Genomic DNA, 20524 nt, shown 5'->3' with positions numbered 1-20524 from the left:
TTTATTTAATCTTATCGGCGATCATTGCCTCAACTTGTTTTTCTGTCTTACGCAGGACTGCCCATTTGCCTTTTGTATTGTTCAGAAGCGACATACCACTCCCACTTAACCAGATTTCCTCGATGATAGCTGGTCGAAACGGAATACCAATGTATTCCACCAGATTGTCGCTCGTAGGATCAATCACGGCATCCTTACCTTCAGTGACACACCACGCATGATGAATAAGTAAAGGGGTGTCTGCAAGAACAGCAAAACCTTCGACATAGATTAGACCTCTGTGCATCGACAGCATCGCCGCATTGAAGAAACACTGTTTCTTCTCGCCAAGTTCTATACCCTTCGGAAGTGGTTGTCTTCGGTATGATCTCCCGTACTTCAGCGCAATTTCTTCGGGGCATGAGAACGGATTATCGCTCGTGGGTTGCCTAATTTTCTGAACTTGGACCCTTTGTTCCAGCAAATGTCGTAATTCACTTTTATCGACCGAGCCGTTTTTTGTTTTCTTCTTCATCAGTGGTGTTTCCTATTTGGCAGCCCTCGCCGCATCACTTTCGTTGTTTTTTCTGCATCGAACTCTTCTGGATCGAAGTCGCCAGCCCACTCCACGAAATCATCATGTTGCTCGTGCTTCGGATCAGCTAGGGCTTCGAGGAACTCAAGATAACCCCAGATACCGCCAACGTCTTCTGGTGGGCAGTTCATCTCACCTTCGACGCATAGTGGATACCTACCGCCTTTCTCCGCACGGAGACATCCTTCGAATAGAACCTCATGTCCCCAGCCGTCACCAAAGTCGTACTTATACAGGAAGTCGAATCGCTTGCCATCCTTCGGAATGATATCACTGATCTTGGTGATGGTGGAATCCACACACTCAAAATCCTCGAACCCATCGTCCAGTAGTTCGGGATTTCCATAGCGTTCCCCATTGATCTCGAACTGATGAAGATGAGAGTTGGTCCAGCCCATCGCTGTCTGGATTCGTTCATGGAACTTGTCCAACGTGGAGTCCTTGATCTGAATTCGTCGCCAGATTTGCGGCTGAGATTCGAGTAGTGTGATCTTGAATTGGTACAGTCGCTCTGGAGCCGGAATTGAGACTATGCCATCGGAGTTGTCGAGGGCTTTGGTGACGGCATCCACAATATGCCGCAGAGAGTTTCGCTTCATGCCGTTATCGGCGTGGGAGCGTGCGACCTCGGCATTCTGTCGGATCGATTCAAGTTCTTTTGTTGTGAAAGAGATCGTGCGAGAATTATTTTCGCTGAGCTTCAAACGGTCGGCGAATTTGGGCAGGAGGTCGGCTACGACTTTGCGTTGGGCTTGGGTGAGGGAAATCATCGTTTCGCCCTTTTTCGTCCATCGTTTTTCTTTATCCATTTCTCAACTGCCTCGTCGTGCGTCACTCCCATCAAACAGATTGACGTTTTTGTCCACAATGCCCCAACGTCGTTACGCCTTCGTTTCATCGATTTCAAGAATGCTGGTTTAGCATTCGTCGCCAAGTGTCTCTGTTTCGTCCACGCCCTCGTCGGACGTTCCGCCATGCCATTCAATTGACTGGAGTTTTTGTGTCACTGAGTCGTTGAAAAATTGAAAGTCTGGGGCTGAATCGAGGAACAATCTAAGGCACTGACCATCTTTGACCGGCTTTACCACTTCGGGATCGCTTAGGCCCTTCTTCCAGAAGTCCATGTCACCTTCAAATCGACCTTGCTGCCAGACGTAAGCGTTCTTCGTCCGTGCAGCCATAAACCATCGGCGTTTACCACCGAGTCGATATCTCAGGATGCGTTTTCGAAGATATGATTCTCGATCTGCCGTCAATTCTTGCTCGAAGTACGACGTGACGGCTGGATTGCTGACACCGGCCAAAGCTGCTTTACAATCAGGCCATTTGACCTTGCTGGTACTGCCATGCTTTCGGCCTCGTGACACTGATTCTTTCGCCAACTCAGGAGCAGGATAGACATTGGAGCAGACGAGATACTCTGAATCGGTTACTGAATCCTTTGCAACGGCGATCCGACAGCAGGTGATGTCCACGCCGTATTGCTCACTGAGCCATTCTGCGGCGATTAACAGTGCATAGTCATAACCCTCGGCAATGAGAATGATCCGCTGCTGTCGATTGATGTCGTCACGATCAACTTCCAGAAAATCCGTCAACGCATCCTGTTGTACGTCGTCCAGCAATTTGAGGAAATCATCAGGCTCCCATTGGGAGATCATTCCGGCATAGGAAATTGCCTGAAGCATGTGAAGTTTGTGATTGCCACGTTTCAGTTCAACAACGACACAACCACCCTCTTTATCGACAGCAAGTAGATCGATGCGATCCTGCACGTTCTGCGATGGTTCTATCTCTTTTCCGATCAGGAATAGTTCCAGTCCGAGTTCCTTAAAGAAGGCATCTGGACTATTCGAGATGAACTCTTGTAAGTCGTACCGCTCCGTGATCGACACATCTGCCAGCGTGGGTGTGTCGAGCAATGAGAAGCTTTGGTTTTTTCTGTCGATCTTGAGCATAGTTTGTCTTCTCTAAGTTATGTCATCCCTAACGCCTTCATTGCCGCAGTCATTGGGTCAGAAAAGAACACTGGGTCCACTCTTTCCACGATGTCGCCTGACACTTCGAGGAAGTTGCGTTTGTTCTCCAGCGGAACCAATGCTCGGCGTGCCCCGTTATCCATTGCGACTTGCAGTGGTTCAGCCAGCGTGCGGAGCGATTTGATATTTCCCTGAATACTCAAGTCGCCGAGGATCACCAAACCGGCCAGAACCGATTGTCGCTTAATCGCCGAATAGACGGCGACCACTAAGGCGATACCAGCTTCACAGGGAACGTGGTTGCTGAGTAGGTCGATGGCCTCGACGTGAAAGTCGGTCGTATCGAACTGCTGACCAATTCCCATTTTTACCTTCTGGCCTTGAAGGTAAGCGAAGGCTCGCTGGAGCGATTCCTTCATGGCACCTTCCACACCGCCAGCGATTTTGAGTTTGCCTGTTCCCGGTGATGTGCCCACCTCCAGCCGGTAAAGCCCCACTTTACCTTGGTCATCGACGGAGGCGGTATAGAGAGAGCCGGGAGCCAGTGGGTCCGCCGCAATCATGTCTCGACCGCCTTGTTCGGGAACACCAACAAACCGTTCCTCACGAGACTCGCTGTCAATGAAAGAGAAAGAAGTCTGATGGTACTCGAATGACCCCATTTTCTTGAGTTGTTCCTTTACCCGGCGACGGCCTTCCAATGACAGTTCTAGAAGTTCTCCCAACTCATCCTTCGTCACTTCGCCGTGTGGATAGATCAGCTTGACCAGCCCTGACACCGATTTCCGAACGGCTTTCACATCACGAGCATTCAGATGAGAACCAAGTGCGAAATGCCGGTCGATTATTTCTGTGAAATTGTGCCTTCGAAGTTCTCTCAATGCCTCCGCCAAATAATCCACGACGAAGCCATAGTGGTCGGTAAAGAACTCAACTCGCATCTTTGGGATTTCCCAACCGGGGATGTAGAAGTGGATGCGGTCGAGAAAAGCCATGTCTTCTCGAATCACGTCAGGCATAGGCATGAATAGATGAGACGACCGAACCATAACCTCCACAGGTTGGTTGGTGTTGCCGAACATCGAAATCGATGCCATGCCGGAAAGCGAATCTTTGCCACGGGCAAACGTACCCGATTCGCAGTAGGTCTTGAGTGTAGTCACGACTTCCTTCGGCATCTTTTGAAGGTCAGCTACTTCATCGAACGCTACAGCATCCCACATTCCTACCAATCCCATCTTGCCGCTGGCCATGTTATAGAACAGGTTGGCCACCGTTGTCGGGCCTGTGAGGAGAATCGTGTATGGTGAAAGCTCCTGATAACCGTAGCTCTTGCCGGTTCCACGGGGGCCAAGTTCGACAAGGTTATAGTTTTGTTCACAAAGGCCCAACAGACGTACTAGAAAAAGCAGCTTCACTCGTCGTTCAAAAAACGACGGCTCCATACCGATGGTACGGAGCAACAGGTCGATCCATTCATCCGTGGTGAACTGGCTGCGGCACTCCCGGTATTCTTCGAGGTCAAAGGTGGCAAGTTGAATCGGTTTGATACTGTCGATCCAGAATGGACTACGTTTGCCTTTCTGCTCTTCATCGTACTGGTGACGCAAATCAATTTGTGCCCAAATACCTCCCATCAGTAGTCGGTCGTAATCCCGCATGAAATGTTCAGGGATGTGAACGAACTTATGGCCAAAGTTCTTGAGTTCAGCCCAGTATTTGTCGTCATCGGAGACGTAACGGACTTGCACCTTATCGATCAGAGTATGCTTTCCTTTGTCTTTCACAATCGATTGGGCTTTGTTGGACTCATCGGGGCGGACAAAGTTCGAGGATAATGTGTTATTGACCACCTTCAGCCCGGCGTCGATGGCAACGGGATCATCGGTTGCGCAATACTTGCCCAGCAGGTATTCAAGGACGAAAACCGGGACGTTGGCCCCCACTTTCACCTTACGGACTAAATCTTTGCGAACGACTTTGCCCGCAAACACGGATGCCGCTTTTCGGTCTAATTCTGGCATGACTTATCCTCACATCGAAATGGCGACATCTACAGTCAGGGGAGCCGCCAGTTCTACACCCGTGGTGGCGTCTAGCAGGTAGACTCCCACTGTCTTCTGAGAAATTTCTTCCGACAACATCACGGTGACGGTATTTGGTTCAATTCGTTTGTTGTCCTCTTCAGAAATCTTTAAATTCACTTCCCCGGTCGCATCCTCGAATCCATATGAGGCACTCACCGGCAGCGACACACACTTCTTGCTGGCCCTCAATTCGATCCGTATTTTTGGTGGTTCAAATCCGAACAGGCTCGACTCGCTTTGACTTCCGGCAATCTGCACCGAGAAAAACCTTGTGGTCAGTTTAGCCGTACCGGGAGTTAACGTCCATTGGATGCCGGTAGTTTGGACTGATGGCTTTGCCGTCGAATGCAACACAACCATCGGCACAATCAATTCTTGTGGGGATAAACCGCCGTGAAAATAAGCTCGTCCGCCTCCCTTGGATTTGAAGACAGCGAAGGTCCACGGGGTTGCTATGTCAAACTCGCTCTCAATACCCAGCGAGGTCAGTGATGTCCGTAGATAAGATGGTTCCGAAGTTCCGCCGGACCCTACCCACACCCGGCGATGCAGGTCTTCTGCTTTACCACCGGGGGCTTCGATCTTCATGTCCTCCCCGATCTCATCGGCAAACAGGTGCCCATGATCCGCTACTAGCACGATGGTCTTAATACCTTGGTCAGCCAGAATTCGAACTCCCCGTCGCAAATGGCTCAGTACACCGTCGATTTGCAGCCGGGCCTGTGACATGTTGTCTGCCTCGCCTAGTTCATCAATTTCTTGTGAGGTGATCAGAATCAAGTCGGCATTCTGAATGCCGTCCCTGACTTTCTTGGCGGGCTTAGGTAGAAGGTCGTCCAGCTTGGTATCGAAGACCTTTACTCCCGCATGTTCTTTCAGAAATGCCACTCGGTCCTTTCGATTCTTGATGACCTTACCGTCGATCTCCAGTGCGAGCTTCCCTCCCCCTACGCTGACCACCTTGGCCGACTCGTGAGCCTTGGGGAGTAGAGCCGCCATGCCGATCTCAGTGATTGTGGGCATGGTGCCAATGGCTGGCTGAACCTCCAGCTTGAAATCGTCGGAGAGCAACCGGCATAGCCCACGAGCCATCTCAAACCGCAAAGCGTCCACCCAGACGTAAGCAACTTTGCCTTCGCCCAGAAGTGGCTTCACCTGCTTCTCGAAGATATCCCGCTGCCTCAGCAATCCTTTGATGGGATGCTTGGCCTTCGAGAACTGCGTGATGAAGTGTTTGGCTAACTCGGAACCGACTTCGGTGTATCGCTGCTCTGCTTTGGTGATGAGCTTTTCCAGCCCGTGATGATCGTTGCTTGCGGCAAACTCAAAGTTGTACTTGCGGCTCTCCATGTGCCGGTGGTGCGTGTCGAGCAAGCACCATGGCTCATCATCGTCGGCATACGCTCTGACGAGGGCCGGAACTGTCGTGGGAGCATTCTTCAGTGCCTTGCCCACACGGTCGGCTTCGACCAAGACCTCGGCGGAGGAAGAGATCAGCGCCCATCGAGCCTGAATTGCCGGAACCACATCGGCCCAGAATCTTGAGAGGCGATACTCGGCCAACTCCAGCAGGTCCGAAGTCGCCGACTTGAGCAATTCGCTTTCCACATGTATAAGCAAAGCCCGTTCAATGCACGGGAAGGTTTCGTTCTCTGTGAGTGGTTCCACGGGAAATTCAAGCTGATCGAGGCCAAGTTCTTGTTCGACCTTGTTGGCCACGGTGACGTAGCTGTCTCGCACTTCCCGGTCGTTTCGCCATGTGCGAGCCAATCGGATGCAGGCATCAATGCCGCCATTGCTATTGGCCACTGGAACCGACGAGAGTGACACTGGTACTTGCTTATTGAGGACGGTCAATAAATCGGTCAGCAGTACATGCCGACTCAATTGTAATCGCCAGTTCGAGAGGGCATCCGCAGCGGGGAGTTCAATGTCGAAGCTGATTTGCAACAGATGACGAAGTTCCTTCTGGGCGTCCTTTTTGCCGACCTCTTCATCGTGCTGGTCGCTGTGTAAGAAGGCCAAGGCAACTTCCTGTGGATTGGCCGAGTCGAAGATGAGTTTTAACACGCCGGTTGAAATATCAATTCCCTGTTCGGCCAACGAATTCAGATCGGCCAATGACAACTTGCCCGACTCCACTTGTCGTTCGATTTCACCAACTTGATCCTCGCCCAAAATCGGCTTGAGAGCATTACGAGCTAAGACGGAAAGGCGAGTGTTGCAGGCAGGTGGTTGTTGCCGGGGTTGCATGACTATCCCCGCACAATCGAGTTCAATCAGAGCGCTATAGGTCTTCTCACGCTCGACAGGGACGTACACGACCAACCGGGGCGGTTGTCCGTCGTTGAGCAGATGGTCGATCTCTTTGCGCAACTGAAGAAAGCTGCCTTCGTAATGGGCGACGGTGGTGTTTGGCAGGGTGAGTTCCGCTACCGCTGCGTCATAGGCTTTCTCCGGGTCGTACCAGACGACCAGCCCCTTGTCATCAACCTGTTTGGCGATGAGTTGTACGAGATGTTCAGTGACAACAGCCATTTCTTTGACAATACTCCTTAGTTACTTCGAAGAGACATCAGGGCCACAATTAGGGCCTGCCTGCCGCCTCTGATCCAAATTTTCGTCTTGATCCGGCAAGTGCCAACTCGAAGAGATGCAGCACCAGAGAGCTGAAAAGACACTCTCAGCGGACTTGATTTCGTCATCGATATCACTTGATTTCACAGGCGTCTCCAGAATGATCGGAGTTGCCTCGCTTAGCCAATGAGCCACTCGCTGGAAGGCCCGAATGCTCTCAAAATTCAATCTTTCATGTCGGCTTTGCGAGTTGACATAACTCATGTGAACCTGTCGCAGTCGATCATGAAACAGTTCAAGAAACGTCTCCGCTTCCTGCATCGTGGGATCGACCTGCCGTGCGTGACCGATATCAAAACAAAATGTTGCATCGGGAAGCTTCTCGAAAACCGTCCGTAACTGAGCAGCTGTCCGTCCAATCTCCTTGCGCTTGTCCATGTTCTCGATGCAGACCGCTGGCCCAAGCGACCGCCAAAGCGAGAAGTCCTCGATTACATCAGGATGAACGATGATCGCCCAACCTCGGTCAGCAACCTTTCGAAGCTTCTCGACAAATTCGGATTCAGAGAAGCGAGTTCGTTTGCTTGGTGCGTGGAACGAGACGTATTCGAACGGCAGTAGGTCATTCTCCAATCGATCCAGTGACTCCAATAATGGATCGAGTTCATCTTCCCGCAGTGCCGATAGTTCCACTGCATTGGCACGTTGATGTGTCGCTACCCGCAGGCCTCGTCGCACGTCGTCCAAGGCAATACTGCCTGTTGAAAATCCAATTTTCATCTTAGAACACTCCGTATTCACAAGTAAACTCCCGCAAGGGAGTGTCGATCTCAAAACACATACTTCTCAGTGTCGCTTGCAGCCGGTGGCTGATCTCCCGACATTTCAGGAAAATGGCATCGGTGTAGACGTCCTCTTCGCTCAGTATACCAAGATGGTCCCGAACCGTCTTATCGTTGATCTGGCCAAGAAACTCTTCGTAAATACACAAGAAGGCCCTACAAGGCTCATCCAGTCCCAATTCTCGTAACGTCCACACGAGAATGTTGAGCGGCGTCGAGTGAACGAAGTTTAACAGGTGTTTTTGAAGCTTCATTTGGTAGTCACCGGAATTCGCTCCATCGCTTAGAAGCGACTCGTTTTTGTAGCAGCTGAATACCATCAATAAACCAGCGACGAAGAGCAGCTTCCTTGAAGTCCGCAGTTTGATGTTTCGAATCGCCCATTTCTTTCCTCCTTGATCCCAGTCCTTATAAGCAAAGTCTACGCACATCGTCCGCCAGTATCGAACAACGTCGTTCATTAGAAATCGGGGAATGCGAGACTCATCATCGGGTTGGCTATGGAAGTTTGAATCACTCATCAGATATCTATTGAGAATCTGACGAACAATGCGAGCGTAGGAACCTCCCAGTTCGTCATCAGAATCACGCAACGACGTTGCTTCCAGCAACAGAAGAACTCGCTGTGTGGTATTTCGGTTCGTGTCGGCCTGACCTCCGATGTGATGCACAATTTCATGACTAAACGCCATGTTTCCGAAGATGCCTTCCGCACCCGGTCCTTTCAGTGATACATCTTTGTAATTCATCTCTGCCAGAGTCATTTCGATTTCTCTGGCGGCGACTCGATGTTGCGTATCAGCTTGACCGTCAACCAGCATGGTCCAGTCCACGTCGCTGCCACTGGTCCACTCACGGCGAGCCAATGAACCGAAGACAACCACATCCACATCGTCCGATGTAAACTGTCGCAACGTTTTAAGAAGCAAATCCTGCACCGCAAAAGCATCCGCTTGTGCAGCCACCATCGTGGGCCATTCTTTGCCACTGTCGGCACTGAACTGCGCCACATAGTCGAAAGCGGGGTCAATTGAGCCATTGGGCATTACTTCACCAATCCTTTCTGATGTAGTTGCTTGCCGATGGATGACCACTCGTATTTGCCTGCGAGTAGCTCGTTCCAGTATTTCTTGGCAACCTTCCAAGGGACCAGTTCGTGGAGCGGGGCGATGTTCAGGACGACTCCATCGTTGAGGTCCGGTTCGAGATGCAGGTTTGCTGCCCGGCGCAGCTTGTCCTCGAAGTCCCGCAGTTCAGAGAGGAAGTCTTCTTGTTTTTCTGCTTCCTTGGCAATTCGCTTGGCTTCCTTACCAGAGTCGCCAGCGACGGCACTCTGGCTGCGAAGTGCTTCGAGACGGCTGGTTTCCAATCGAATCTTTGGTTCGACGTAATTTACCAACGCTTTGAAGAGCAGGTCTTTGTCCAACTGGTGGTAATACAACCAGATGGCGTAGTTCTTCTTCAAGGATTGGAGCAACCAGTAGATCGGGGCGCTTCTGCGGCTCTGCGAGTACCTAGTCACATGATCGTCCCAGAAACCGTTTTTTCCGGGTTTGCGAAGGTAGTCTCGAATCTTCTTAACGCCGAGGATGTCGCACGCCTCTGTTTCGACGGCATCTCCTCGGCCCTCAGAAATGACATCACATACATCTCGAATACGCCTCACGATGTCATCAGCGTGGTCCGGGTCGTCAACTAGGATGGCAAGCGTTTGAGAATCTTGAGGAAGTCCACCGGCTTGACTTTGCAAACTGCCGGGTGTGTCCTGAATGGCTTGTGGAGGATACGACGGAAGAACACTGTAAGGACTCTTTGATGCAAGCTCGTTTGCGAGTTCGGAATAAGACTTTAGCCCCCATCGTCCGAAAACAATGCCGACCGAGTGCGAAAGAAGCATCCCTGCAATAGTCGAGTCGCTCAGACTAGGAGTGCCTTCGTCGTCACGTTGCCCATCCGACGAGTCATCGTCGTCATCGAACACGTTGATTTCCCGCAGCCGACGAACATCTTGTTGAGTCATTCCGTATGCTGCATTCACTGTGCGATCCCAGTCGGCGTCAATGGCAGTAACTCGTTGCTGCAATGTAAGAAATTGGCCTCGCACGTTCCGAATCAAAGCAGTAAGGCTTGTGCAATTGGGCAGGCCGCAGTAAACGGCACTGGTCTCGTTAATGGCGTCCAGCGATCGAAGATTCTGAATCAGATCATTGGTGGCTGCTTCAAGGCGAGGGAGGTCATCGCATTCGATGCCTTTCCACGGTAGAGTCTTAATGATGCCGCTCATAAACTTCCCAGCGTTTGACTGTAGCTCGATGAGGCTGGTGATTAGCTTCGAGTTTACCCACCCTAAAATGGCTATGTTGCTCACCTTCGATTCTGAGAAGATGACTGGCCCTTGACTTGTGAAGAGGCAGCCAGAAGGCAGAACTCGTGCGCTAAAGCCACGCCCGCTGCGTAGCGAGTATGTCGCCCCCGGTCGCCGCCAATAGTCCGAAGCTTGACGTGCTTGGGCATCAGTTCCGTTCACACGAATGTTCGCTTCACGCATCTCTTTTCCGTCGCTATCCCATCCGACGACGAGATGAATGTTACCGTAATACCTCTGATAGCCACCGCCTTTAGCGAGATGCTCCCACCTGTTGTTTGGCCCAATCATGTCGGGAGCGACTTCCCAGCGGAGCCGGATGAACCGAAAATCATCCCACGTAGTCATCCCTTGTCGAGCCGTTCCTACGGTTGGCTCAAACTTGCTTGGTAACACAAGCAAGTCGGCGACCTTAGAAGGGAGAGAGTAAAGAATCTTGTAATTGGGAAAACGCTTAAACACGCTCGGAAGTAGGCGGAATGCAACCGATTCCCCACCGTTGTCGATCCTGATCGCTTTGGATAACTGTTCTTCACGTCCGGCTTGACGACGGACATCGAAAGCTACAAGTGGATGGCGAGGTAATGGATCGGCAACAAAGGTGTAAGCAGCAGACTCTACAAGGGCCGCATCCATGACCGCTGCACCAAGATCTGCAATAGTCACAATCCTGTCAATAAGAATATCGTGCCTCCAATTTCGAAGGCGGGTGGCGACCATGAAAGAGCGAGATGTAATTGCTCCTCCAATGCCAGTACATAAATGGAGAGATCGTTCAACAAATGTTGCAAGTAATTCCGTGTAGCTGAGTGGAAATGCCTTCTTTAAGTATGCAAAAGCCCTTTCTGGTGCGAGACCGAACGGTGGATTCATAAGCACCACGTCATAGCGATTTTGGCACAAATCCACAAAGGCAAAGCCCCGTACAGCGTCCTCCGTGAATAGCCTGCGTTGCAGACGCTGGCCATTCTGCGCTTTTTCGGCGTAGGACCGCAGAGCTTCAATAACTTTTTCTTCTGCTTGCTCGAAGAATTGAGAGTCAGTGATTTCCTTTACCGAGAAGACTTTGACTACCGGCTCGCTTGGTTTGTCGAACAGAGTCCGCTGAATCGAGATGCCACCGATTTCGTACTGCCGCTTGGCTTCACGGATCGCATCTCGAATTTCTTCTTCGATCTTGAGCAGCGATCCAGCCTCACCTGCCAGTTTCATTTTATCGAAGACGACTTCCACGACTTGGCCGAGGACTTTCGGTTCAAGCTGTCCGACAAACTCTTTGAGCATTTGCTCTTCACCCGGCATCGGTTCCGCACAGACGAAGTTGGAGCGGGTGATCGTCGGGCGGTCCTTCTTCAGCCCCATATCCTGATATGCTCGCTGGCAACGCAGCCAAAGGGCCAACGCTGCAATCTGGCTGGCCCGCAGGTCAATGTCGATGCCGTGCAGGTTGTGGGCGAGAATCAACCGAGGAACATCACGTTCCAAGTCTTCCAACTTCGGGTAATCCTTCTGAAGCGCCGGGCCGAGGTCGGGGTCGGCGTAGGCTTCCTCGTAAATCGTCAGCAATAGGTCGAAGCAGTACAGCAGGAAGTGACCGCTGCCACAGGCTGGGTCGAGAATCTTCAATTCCCGTGGGTCCTTCTTTTGGCGGTGAAGAATGGGGACTGGGAGCTTGAGCAGTTCTTCCTGCGAAAGATCGTCTTGCCCCTCAGCGGCATCCTTGGGCGGTTGTTCGTCTTCCTTGAGGAAATTGTCGGTGGGGCGACGAACCATGTACCGGCATTGATCCTTGAGCCTCGTCTCGCCTTTACGCATCTCGTACCAGATGCGCCCCAACGTGTTGTCAGTCAGGAACTCGACCACATAGCGGGGTGTGAAAAACTGATTTCGGAAGGCCAGTTCGTAAGAATTGCGGGGTGCTTGGCTTTCCTTGCGTGCTTTATCTCGCAATTCCTTGGGCGTGAAATACTGGTAGACCCAGCCGATGGTTTCGTCCTGCGACCAGATTAGCGGCCATTGTTCTCGTAACTCAGTTTCCTCGGCCTTGATTCCGCCGCCATTGAGCAGGTCGAGAACTTCATCCAACGTCTTCTGTCGAGGGTACAGGCGATTGGCCGGATCGTTGGGATTGAAAAGCACGCCGATTTCGTCGGAGAGTGCCCCACCCAGCCAGTCCAAGAAATGACGGTAGGCAACATCCTGATGTCCGGTGTTGTAGAGCCGTTCATCTTCCTCATGGTCGGCTAGATAGAACTTCACGCCATTGGAGTTCACACCCCGACTCACTGCTTCACGAAACTTCTGCCCTCCTACATAGACATCACGGGCTTCCATCATCTTGTAGGCACAGAGTCGATTGAGGTGCGTGAAGGCAATTTCCCGCACCAACTGATCGAGAGCCTCCTTCGGCTTGAACCCACGGGCCTTGATGTGGGCGAAGTGATCGAGAATATCTTTGCGTGCCGCCCGATCCTCGTCAGTCGTCAAGTTATTCATCTCGGCGTTTGAATCGGCAATGACCTTTTCATCTTTGGTAAAGATGGTGTACTTCCCCTCAAGCTCCTGTGAAATGGAGTCTTCCAGTAGCTTGCGGCACTGCGTCACGACATTGCGGAGCTTGTTGCGAATCTCTTGGTCCATATCACTCCGCTCCCTGTGGTTGCGCCGCTCGTAGTTGTTTCATTTGATTTTGAATCAGGTCGTCTAAACAAGTCACGACATGCCGAATCGTATCGACTGCTTGCATCGCAAAAGCTGGGGCAATTTGTTGTTGTTCGCCACTTAGGTCTGTCTTGTTCCGGTCAGCTCGATGCACGATGTCGTTGCGACGACTGACAGTATCCTCAACCAATTTGCCGAGTTCTGTCGGCTTGCGACTGAGCCTAGCTCCAATCTCGCCCCAAGGTTGTTCGACTCCGAACATCACGCCTACAACGTGGACCCCTCGTCGGCCACTGAGGTTTGTTTCCAAGTAGAGTCGAACCTTGTTTGCGACAAACAGCGTGTCAGGATCAGCAAGAAGCCGAAGGGCATCCGGCAAGTCAAATCTGATTGCAGAGAGATGACCGACTAGTTCCTTATCTTTAATGTTGATGAATGATCGTCCCTTGATCGTGATTAGTTCCTCAAAGTGCGCATTCATTACTGCCGGGAGATATGTCTCCAAACCAGTGCAGGCGATCACAACGGCTTGTCGAAGTAAATTGCAAAGGGCGCTCTTACGAATGAGTCTTGGGGCGACTTCAGCCCGTTCCCGAATCATCCCTAGAAAGACTTCGTTGTATATGACCATCACCCCTTCATCGTGATCGGCCTTCACCAAATCTCGTAGTGTGCGAAGTACACCTTCTTCGGTGTTGGGCGCATCATGCTCCAAAAGCCGATAGACCTTTAGCAGCAGGTCCGCTGGCCGGATGTTGTCTTCAAAAATTTGTCGAGGACTGAGCATGGTTCATTCCAAAATGATGATGGCACCTTCGTCGATGCACTTCTGAAGTGAATCCCGAATGAGGTCGAGGGCTTTGTCGAGTTCCGCCTGCGTCTCAATGGGCCGATTAAAGAACCCCGAAACACGAACCTTTCGGATCGGGGCTTTCTTGTCGTTGCCAATCGAAAGTTCCTGCAACTTGACCAACACAGACGACTTCAACCCATCGACGGCAGCGAGATCCGACTCCATTTCGGTCAGACTGGCCTTACCGAGCGACTTTCCTTCCTGCACCGCCTCTTTGTCTTCCGTGGTGCCGACTCGCCCTTGAAGCGGAGTCAGCAATGACAATGCCATACCGGGGTTGTTGGCTTCCAGTGGTGTCCATTCCGTTCGGTTCTGGATTTCACCAATGGCTGATTCGTATGACTTCGCACGACGGTCAAAGAGATCGCAGTAAGCGGTCTTGTACGCACCCAGCACCGTCTTGGTGTGATCGGTAATGGTATCCCACGAGTCGATAAAGTCTTCGGACGCCAAGAAAGATTGCAATTCTTCAACCGTGGTGCTGAGTTCCGGCGAAGGGTTGTGGGCAGAAAGGCGGTGCCACACTTGTTCGGTTGCTTGGCGAGCCTGTCGCAATATCCCGATGGCTTCAGAGTCCAGTGACTCACGCAGGTTGCGAACCTTGTCTCTGGTCTCTCCAAAGTCCTCCCCGTTTTCGGTGAGAATACGAACGCAGTCATCCGATGCAGACGCCTGTATGCCCGTCAGCGTTTGCTGGTACTCGGACAACATGGACAGAACTGGGAGGCGGTGCGCTTCAGCCGTGGCCTTTAACTGGTAAAGTTTTTCCAGTTCATCCGCTGCTACCTTTTTGAACGCCGTGGCGATGGCTCCCTCTTCAACGTCAACTTCTTCACCGATCAGGTCTTCGAGTTGCTGTACTGCTTGCGTGAGCGTCTTGAGACCAACTGACTGCCGAGGCGAAAACAATGACGACCGGAAAGCCGGGTTATTGGTGAATGGTGTGCGTGAGGCCGGGTCTTGGTAATTGTGGAAGCGATTACCTTGATGAGTGACTTCGATTTCGCCCGCACGGAACAGCGTGGCAAGAATCAACCTCAGCATGTCACGTTCCCAGCCATAGGGAGTGCCGCCGAAGCGTTTCTCCAACGCCTTGCCCATGCGACTGTCTTTGTTGCCATAACTGTGTTCGCTCTTCAGGTAGTCCAGCACTTCCTTGGCGACATCGGCGTTGGTGTTGATGACGAGTTTTGCCCCGTCCTTAACCACCACCGCAAGTCCCTGTTCGCTTTCATAGAAGACCTTTGGGAGCGCCTTGAGGTCGGCAGCTTTGAGAATGTGATCGGCTTCATCGCCCTTGAGTGGGCGAGAACCCATTTGTAGCTTCGGGTACAAGTCTGGCACGACCTGACTGAAGAGCTTCTTGAGGATTTCACTCAACCCCTTGCCCAAGGCCGACGCATCCTTCTGAACGCCCCGGAACATCCCGGTACCACGTTCCATTGCCTCCGTCAGCTTGTCACGCAGACGAGTTTCGAAACCGTTCTTGGAGTTCTTTTCATCTTGAAGGCAGGACGCTTCATCCTGTGTAATCTTTTGCTGAGCGCTGAGTTGGTTGTACTTGTCCACCATCTTGCGTGAGGCGTGCAATTGGCCGACCAGTTCATCAATTTCGGGTGTCAGGCAAAACAGCCAATACAGATCAGACTGGTGTGAGTTCTGTTGGCTCTCGGTGCGAATTTCCTCAATCCGTTTGGTGAGTTCGTCGGCATCCTCGGACACGCACAGAGTTAGTGGCAATTCACCTTCATCACCAATACTCGTACCATCCATGCTGATGCCGATGCGGAACGAGCGATTTTGGTAGCGGTAAGTTTTGAACTCCGGTTCGTCGAAGATTTGCTGGAGGGCAGTGCGTGCCAGTTCATTGCGATCACGGGGCTTCGGTTCCAGATAACCCCTGCGTTCTGTCTCCCAGTTCTTCTCTTGGGCGGTCTGAAGCTTCCAGCCTTCCTCGGTGTTGCGAATGAACTGAGCGGTATTCAGTCGCTTCACCGCTGCTTGAACTTCGCTGAGCGGTGTGGCCTTGCCGACTTCATCAACCAATACAGCGGCGAGGTTGGCTTCGGTGCGGGGCAGGTCACGAATGAATTCCAGCAGGCAGATGGCCTTGGCGACCTTCAATGCCCAACCTTGGTCTTCAGGATCGCTGTTGAATCGTTCTGCAATCTGGTGGATGTCGGTGCGTTTTTCGTTCGATAAGTTGCCTTCGACCAACTCGAATACCTTGTCCAGCGTCACCAATGCTCCAATTGGCTTTTGGGCGAACGCTGTTCGATCCGACACCAACATCTCGTAAGCCTGCTTGATGATCGTTCGATTGCTGCCACCGTAATGCCGTGGCGCACCGGGTTGCAGTCGAATGCCGGACATGATCCCAATGCAGAGATCAATGTAATGCGGCGGATACGGATAGAAGCTCACAAAGTCTTCTTCATTGATGTCAGTGCGTCGGGTTGTGCGTTCCAACCGCAGAGCAGCGTTCAACTTCCCTTGATTGTCAGTGAAGAGTTTCTTCAGCGGCTTCTCGGCATCTCCTGTCTTGGCCAAAACACGCTTGGTGGCAACTTCTCGAATGTCAGATGGTGCAAGGTCAACACGGTAGTGAAATCGATCCTGCAATTTGGCCAAGTCAATTCGCTTGGAGTCGATGGCAGCCACGACTTCATCGAGCTTCTCTTGCGAGGTGACGACTATCCAGCAGGGAGCCGAAATCTTGCGAGCCTTGAGTAAGTTCTTGCTGACCTTGCCGAATTCTTCGATGGTGGCTCGCAGGTCTTCGATTTTGTCGCCGCTGCGAGCCACGTGCTGGCCCACTTCGTCGATGATGAAGACAAGTGCCTTGCCCGGACGCCTTCTACCCCACAGTTCAAAGGTTCGCTCGACAACCTTGCGAACCGTGATCGTTGCTTCTTGGTTCCGAAACGACTTGGCCCATGAGTCAGCCGAGGGATAAGTCGTCGGTTCCAGTTCATGGAGAATTGCACTTGCCCGGTTGATCTTGTGGCTTCCGGTGCGTGTCTGTCGCCATGCCTTTCCATCTTTTTCAGCAAGCTGAATGAACTGCTCCAACCGTCCTTCAGCTTCCAGAGTGATTTCCAACTCAGCGATGTCAAAGTCTTCTGCGTAGTCCAACTCTCGCAGCAGGACCGTGTACATCAACTCGGCAATACGCTGCGTAACCTTCCGAGTGTCCGCCTCTTTTGCCACTTCAAATAGAATGACCTCGGTGGGAGTCTTGGCATTGATGAGATCGAGCAAATCGCTGATGCGATCATCTTCCAATTGTTGCTTGAATAGATCGGCAAACTGGCTGCCGAGAACTGTTCGGTTTTGCAAAGCGTAGCCGAGGTTCTTGGCGAACGAGCTTTTGCCCGACCCGAAGAATCCCGATACCCACACCCCGACACTTTCGTGAGGATCAGCGGGAGCCTCAGCGATGGCTTTGAGAAGATGGTGGTACTGCTCACGGATACTATCAGTGCCGATGTATTCAGTTATTTCCGCATGGACGGATTGCTCGTCCGCCTGATCGACCTGAATGATCTCTTCGATCTTGCGGCTGAGGTCTCGTGTCAGCAGTTCGCCAATTGTCGTCATGTTGGATACCTTTGCCTCAGCCGTAAATTTTGACTCGGTAGTTGCCTAACGCATCCCGGTCTTTCAGGTCCATGAAACGCAATCCAGTCGTGCCTTCGATAGAGCCGGGATAAAGCAAAATCGTGGGCAACTTGGTTTTGCCGTGCATTTTGTCTAGCAACATCGACATGTGGAAAATGCCCGGCGACATTGCTGCCACACGAGTCAGGAAAACCACCGAGTTTTCCGGGTTGAAAGATGAAAGTCGTTCTGCGAGCAAATCCCACAGCGGCACCCATACCTTGCTCGACAAGTAAGTGGTCACCTGCTGCTGAGCTTCTACATAACCCCGGTCCTTTTCTAAAGCGATGATGGCATCCAAGCCTTCTTCATCGTCCTTAGCATGAACCTGCTCCAGCGCAGACCAGAGCAGTTCGGACATCGGGATGATGTGGACCTCTTTTCCAACTGCTTCGAGTCGAGTGGCGAGTAGCTTGATCTCACGGCGAAGTTCCCATTCATCGGTCGGATCATACCGCATGATTGCGAAGGGGAGGTCTTGGTAGACGCCAATCTGCATCGGAATCGACTTCAGGTGGCTCTCCAAAGGAGCGATGCTATCTTTGAGCGAGGACATTCGCATACTCCTGTAGAGTTTCGGCGGGGAATGTCAGCCGGGTCACGCTTCCAGCAACGTGGTACTCCAACAATTCAAGCTGGTGCGCTTCAAACAGGAATCGCTCCACTCCTTCACTCGACAAAAAGAATAGTTTCCAGTCCGGTAATTGGAGCAGCTTCACTCCAGATGGCTGATGCAGCTTGAGGTAGAACACGATATAGGCAAACGCTTCGATAGGCAGAAAAGCAGGAGCGATCTTTTTGTTGGTAGCGCCCTGAAGCACACCAAAATCCCGCAGTGCTGCGAGCAGGCTTCGTGAAACTCGATTGATTGTGATTTCCGACCAATGCCCCGTCATTTTTCCTTCATCAACCCACTTGGTCAAGGATCGTTGAAATTCATTTGGGTTTATATCAACAAGCCCTTGTTCTAACATTGGGATTAGGATTTTAGTGACGCTATCATGAAGCAACTTGTCGGCCCGAGCGGAGTGAAAATACAGCAACCGTTCCAGAGCCGCTGACGGAAACTTTCTTCGAACGAGCGTAACCAATGCCTTGTTCACTGGTTCTTCGGTGAGGTAGCGTTGCTGAAATATGCGGAGTATATCTTTGACCCGTGAGCGAGATGCCTTACCGAAGATGTTCTCACGCTGAATACGATCAATGTTTTCAGTTACAGTAGAGGTGGCATCCCAGTGGGAAAGCAGCGTTTTAGTGTCCCCTATCAACGCACCGGCTTTCAGGATTTTGGATGTGTATGAAGCCGTAGTATGGAGCCGTTTTTCCTTGTTCGGTTTCGTTTTGATAGCCATGCTCAATCCCTGCAACGTCATCACCATTAGTAATGAATATCCCTGCTATTTGTATCTTCCACTTTTCCGACTTCACCAAGTCTGCTTCATTTTTTGTGCGATTTCTTACTCGCCGTCTCCACCTGCTTTAACAAAGCATCTAGGTCTTCTCGCTTGAAGAGTCGGTAATCGTTCACCGGATGGCGAATAGCTACAACTTTTTCAGCATTGACCCAATTGCGAAGTGTGTTCGGCGATACGCCCAAATAGTCAGCAGCCTCGGAAATTCGGAGGAAATTCGATAGTTTGTCCACTTCGACGCTCCCCGATTCCAAAATCAGACCAGACTTTCCCAACCTTACCAACTATTGCTATACTTGCCAACTATCACAGGCATTTTAGAGAGGCGTTTTTCTTGGGATGAAAATGTGGTTAGAGTGCTTTTTCTACACGGCTGGCACAGCATCGTCGGTGGCGTCAAGCCAACCCACCTGAAACAAGCTGGTTACGAGGTGTTGAACCCAGCACTCGACGATGACGATTTTGAACAAGCCGTTCGAACTGCCCAAGCTGAATACGATCAGAACGAACCAGATGTGATAGTCGGTTCTTCTCGTGTGGACTGATGCCAATCCACTGCCTCCGTGGGGGTACAGAGCCAGAAAGAGAAGACCAAATAACACACCAGCTACAAAGTTTTGGTTGAATACCTCATCCAATGTAAGGCACAACCAAAACTGTGAATACTTCAAGAAAACCAAGCGTGGTCGGTCATGCGGACCGAATGATGGAAAAGCCTGTGGCAAATGTGGTGGGTAATTCGATGTCAGGAAGAATGGATACCTGAGTCATCAGCCGAAGCGAGGCGTAAATCACAATGGTAAATGTATCAGTAGTTACTGAAGAGTCGCCCTTTCGATGTGGTCGATGATCCAATCGGGGGCGAAAGTTTCGAGATCGCAGAGTATTTCGGAGATTTCTTAAGCCATTTCTACCGTTTAACGGACTAATGGCGGCTGAGCAGCAAGGTTGTCCTCGGAAAGGAAACGTACGACTGCGACAGGGGCGTCTACCTTTAATTCACAGAGCTTCCGTTGAGAGAATGAGCTTCACCCGATTTGAAAGGGCATCGAGGGCCAGCAGATGGATGATCTCGCTGACCGTTGTGCAGCAGTCGGGAAGAACAGTGATGGCATACTTCTCTGCGGACTTCGAAATGGCCGTGTGAGTTACACAGTTATGAGTCATCATGCCGCACACAAGCAGTTCGGTGACGTCGAGTTTGTTGAGTACCTCTTCCAATGTCGTTCCCTGAAAACTGTCGGCATTCTGCTTCACGATGATGGGTGCATCTGGAGCAGCGGCGAGGATACGAGAATTGATTTCGACTCCGGGCGTCTCCTCGCCAAAGAAGGGGGCCTGTTCCTGCTTGACGACGTGCTGAATGTAGATGATAGGGATGTCATTGTCCTTCGCCCTCCTGACCGCTTTCTCGACGTTCTCCGAGACGGTCTCGGCGTTCCACAGAGGGAACTTTCCATCAGCAAGTAGTCATTCTGAACGTCGATGACTAGCAATGCTTTATTCATGGTTGT

Annotated in this window: 13 protein-coding genes and 1 pseudogene; all 14 read right to left on the bottom strand. The window is 51.5% G+C overall.

Annotated elements, in window-relative coordinates:
• Nucleotide 1 precedes the first annotated feature (1 nt).
• On the bottom strand, nucleotides 2-514 hold the full coding sequence (locus ACN0YN_RS26520; protein WP_145192975.1) for a hypothetical protein: 513 nt from the start codon (nucleotides 512-514) through the stop codon (nucleotides 2-4).
• On the bottom strand, nucleotides 514-1383 hold the full coding sequence (locus ACN0YN_RS26515) for a plasmid pRiA4b ORF-3 family protein (protein ID WP_197996875.1): 870 nt from the start codon (nucleotides 1381-1383) through the stop codon (nucleotides 514-516). Before ACN0YN_RS26515 ends, ACN0YN_RS26520 begins: the two co-directional genes overlap by 1 nt.
• Nucleotides 1384-1491: 108 nt before the next feature.
• Complete coding sequence (locus tag ACN0YN_RS26510) at nucleotides 1492-2532, bottom strand: hypothetical protein (RefSeq protein WP_145192977.1); 1041 nt, start codon at nucleotides 2530-2532, stop codon at nucleotides 1492-1494.
• A 17-nt stretch (nucleotides 2533-2549) separates the two neighbouring features.
• Nucleotides 2550-4577, bottom strand: coding sequence for a protease Lon-related BREX system protein BrxL (gene brxL / locus ACN0YN_RS26505; protein ID WP_145192979.1), 2028 nt, complete (start codon nucleotides 4575-4577; stop codon nucleotides 2550-2552).
• 9 nt (nucleotides 4578-4586) lie between these two features.
• Entirely contained in the window at nucleotides 4587-7178 is a 2592-nt protein-coding gene (locus ACN0YN_RS26500) for a PglZ domain-containing protein (RefSeq protein WP_145192981.1), read from the bottom strand.
• A gap of 21 nt (nucleotides 7179-7199) precedes the next feature.
• The gene (locus ACN0YN_RS26495; protein WP_145192983.1) at nucleotides 7200-7997 is read right to left on the bottom strand and encodes a hypothetical protein; all 798 of its coding nucleotides are present in this window, start codon (nucleotides 7995-7997) and stop codon (nucleotides 7200-7202) included.
• 1 nt (nucleotide 7998) lies between these two features.
• A complete protein-coding gene (locus ACN0YN_RS26490) occupies nucleotides 7999-9105 on the bottom strand; it encodes a nucleotidyltransferase domain-containing protein (RefSeq protein WP_145192985.1) in 1107 nt (368 codons plus the stop codon).
• On the bottom strand, nucleotides 9105-13064 hold the full coding sequence (gene pglX / locus ACN0YN_RS26485) for a BREX-1 system adenine-specific DNA-methyltransferase PglX (protein ID WP_145192987.1): 3960 nt from the start codon (nucleotides 13062-13064) through the stop codon (nucleotides 9105-9107). The genes ACN0YN_RS26490 and pglX overlap by 1 nt, the downstream gene beginning before the upstream one ends.
• A 1-nt stretch (nucleotide 13065) precedes the next feature.
• On the bottom strand, nucleotides 13066-13872 hold the full coding sequence (locus ACN0YN_RS26480; RefSeq protein WP_145192989.1) for a hypothetical protein: 807 nt from the start codon (nucleotides 13870-13872) through the stop codon (nucleotides 13066-13068).
• A 3-nt stretch (nucleotides 13873-13875) separates the two neighbouring features.
• A complete protein-coding gene (gene brxC / locus ACN0YN_RS26475) occupies nucleotides 13876-17538 on the bottom strand; it encodes a BREX system P-loop protein BrxC (RefSeq protein WP_145192991.1) in 3663 nt (1220 codons plus the stop codon).
• A gap of 16 nt (nucleotides 17539-17554) precedes the next feature.
• Nucleotides 17555-18154, bottom strand: coding sequence for a BREX protein BrxB domain-containing protein (locus ACN0YN_RS26470; RefSeq protein ID WP_197996876.1), 600 nt, complete (start codon nucleotides 18152-18154; stop codon nucleotides 17555-17557).
• Nucleotides 18135-18950, bottom strand: coding sequence for a BrxA family protein (locus ACN0YN_RS26465; protein ID WP_197996877.1), 816 nt, complete (start codon nucleotides 18948-18950; stop codon nucleotides 18135-18137). The genes ACN0YN_RS26470 and ACN0YN_RS26465 overlap by 20 nt, the downstream gene beginning before the upstream one ends.
• An 86-nt stretch (nucleotides 18951-19036) precedes the next feature.
• On the bottom strand, nucleotides 19037-19243 hold the full coding sequence (locus ACN0YN_RS26460) for a helix-turn-helix domain-containing protein (RefSeq protein ID WP_145192996.1): 207 nt from the start codon (nucleotides 19241-19243) through the stop codon (nucleotides 19037-19039).
• Nucleotides 19244-20009: 766 nt separating this feature from the next.
• Nucleotides 20010-20518, bottom strand: a pseudogene (locus ACN0YN_RS26455) (cysteine hydrolase family protein).
• Between the last annotated feature and the right edge of the window lie 6 nt (nucleotides 20519-20524).

Source organism: Gimesia sp. (assembly GCF_048260065.1).
GTDB lineage: Bacteria > Planctomycetota > Planctomycetia > Planctomycetales > Planctomycetaceae > Gimesia.
Note: the sequence above shows the minus strand (reverse complement) of the source record. Positions and strands in the feature narration are given on the sequence as shown.

What these genes read in the sequence shown, in the direction of transcription:
- ACN0YN_RS26520 (WP_145192975.1), bottom strand. Translation starts at nt 514, where the DNA reads ATGAAGAAGAAAACAAAAAACGGCTCGGTCGATAAAAGTGAATTACGA.
- ACN0YN_RS26515 (WP_197996875.1), bottom strand. Translation starts at nt 1,383, where the DNA reads ATGGATAAAGAAAAACGATGGACGAAAAAGGGCGAAACGATGATTTCC.
- ACN0YN_RS26510 (WP_145192977.1), bottom strand. Translation starts at nt 2,532, where the DNA reads ATGCTCAAGATCGACAGAAAAAACCAAAGCTTCTCATTGCTCGACACA.
- brxL (WP_145192979.1), bottom strand. Translation starts at nt 4,577, where the DNA reads ATGCCAGAATTAGACCGAAAAGCGGCATCCGTGTTTGCGGGCAAAGTC.
- ACN0YN_RS26500 (WP_145192981.1), bottom strand. Translation starts at nt 7,178, where the DNA reads ATGGCTGTTGTCACTGAACATCTCGTACAACTCATCGCCAAACAGGTT.
- ACN0YN_RS26495 (WP_145192983.1), bottom strand. Translation starts at nt 7,997, where the DNA reads ATGAAAATTGGATTTTCAACAGGCAGTATTGCCTTGGACGACGTGCGA.
- ACN0YN_RS26490 (WP_145192985.1), bottom strand. Translation starts at nt 9,105, where the DNA reads ATGCCCAATGGCTCAATTGACCCCGCTTTCGACTATGTGGCGCAGTTC.
- pglX (WP_145192987.1), bottom strand. Translation starts at nt 13,064, where the DNA reads ATGGACCAAGAGATTCGCAACAAGCTCCGCAATGTCGTGACGCAGTGC.
- ACN0YN_RS26480 (WP_145192989.1), bottom strand. Translation starts at nt 13,872, where the DNA reads ATGCTCAGTCCTCGACAAATTTTTGAAGACAACATCCGGCCAGCGGAC.
- brxC (WP_145192991.1), bottom strand. Translation starts at nt 17,538, where the DNA reads ATGACGACAATTGGCGAACTGCTGACACGAGACCTCAGCCGCAAGATC.
- ACN0YN_RS26470 (WP_197996876.1), bottom strand. Translation starts at nt 18,154, where the DNA reads ATGTCCTCGCTCAAAGATAGCATCGCTCCTTTGGAGAGCCACCTGAAG.
- ACN0YN_RS26465 (WP_197996877.1), bottom strand. Translation starts at nt 18,950, where the DNA reads ATGGCTATCAAAACGAAACCGAACAAGGAAAAACGGCTCCATACTACG.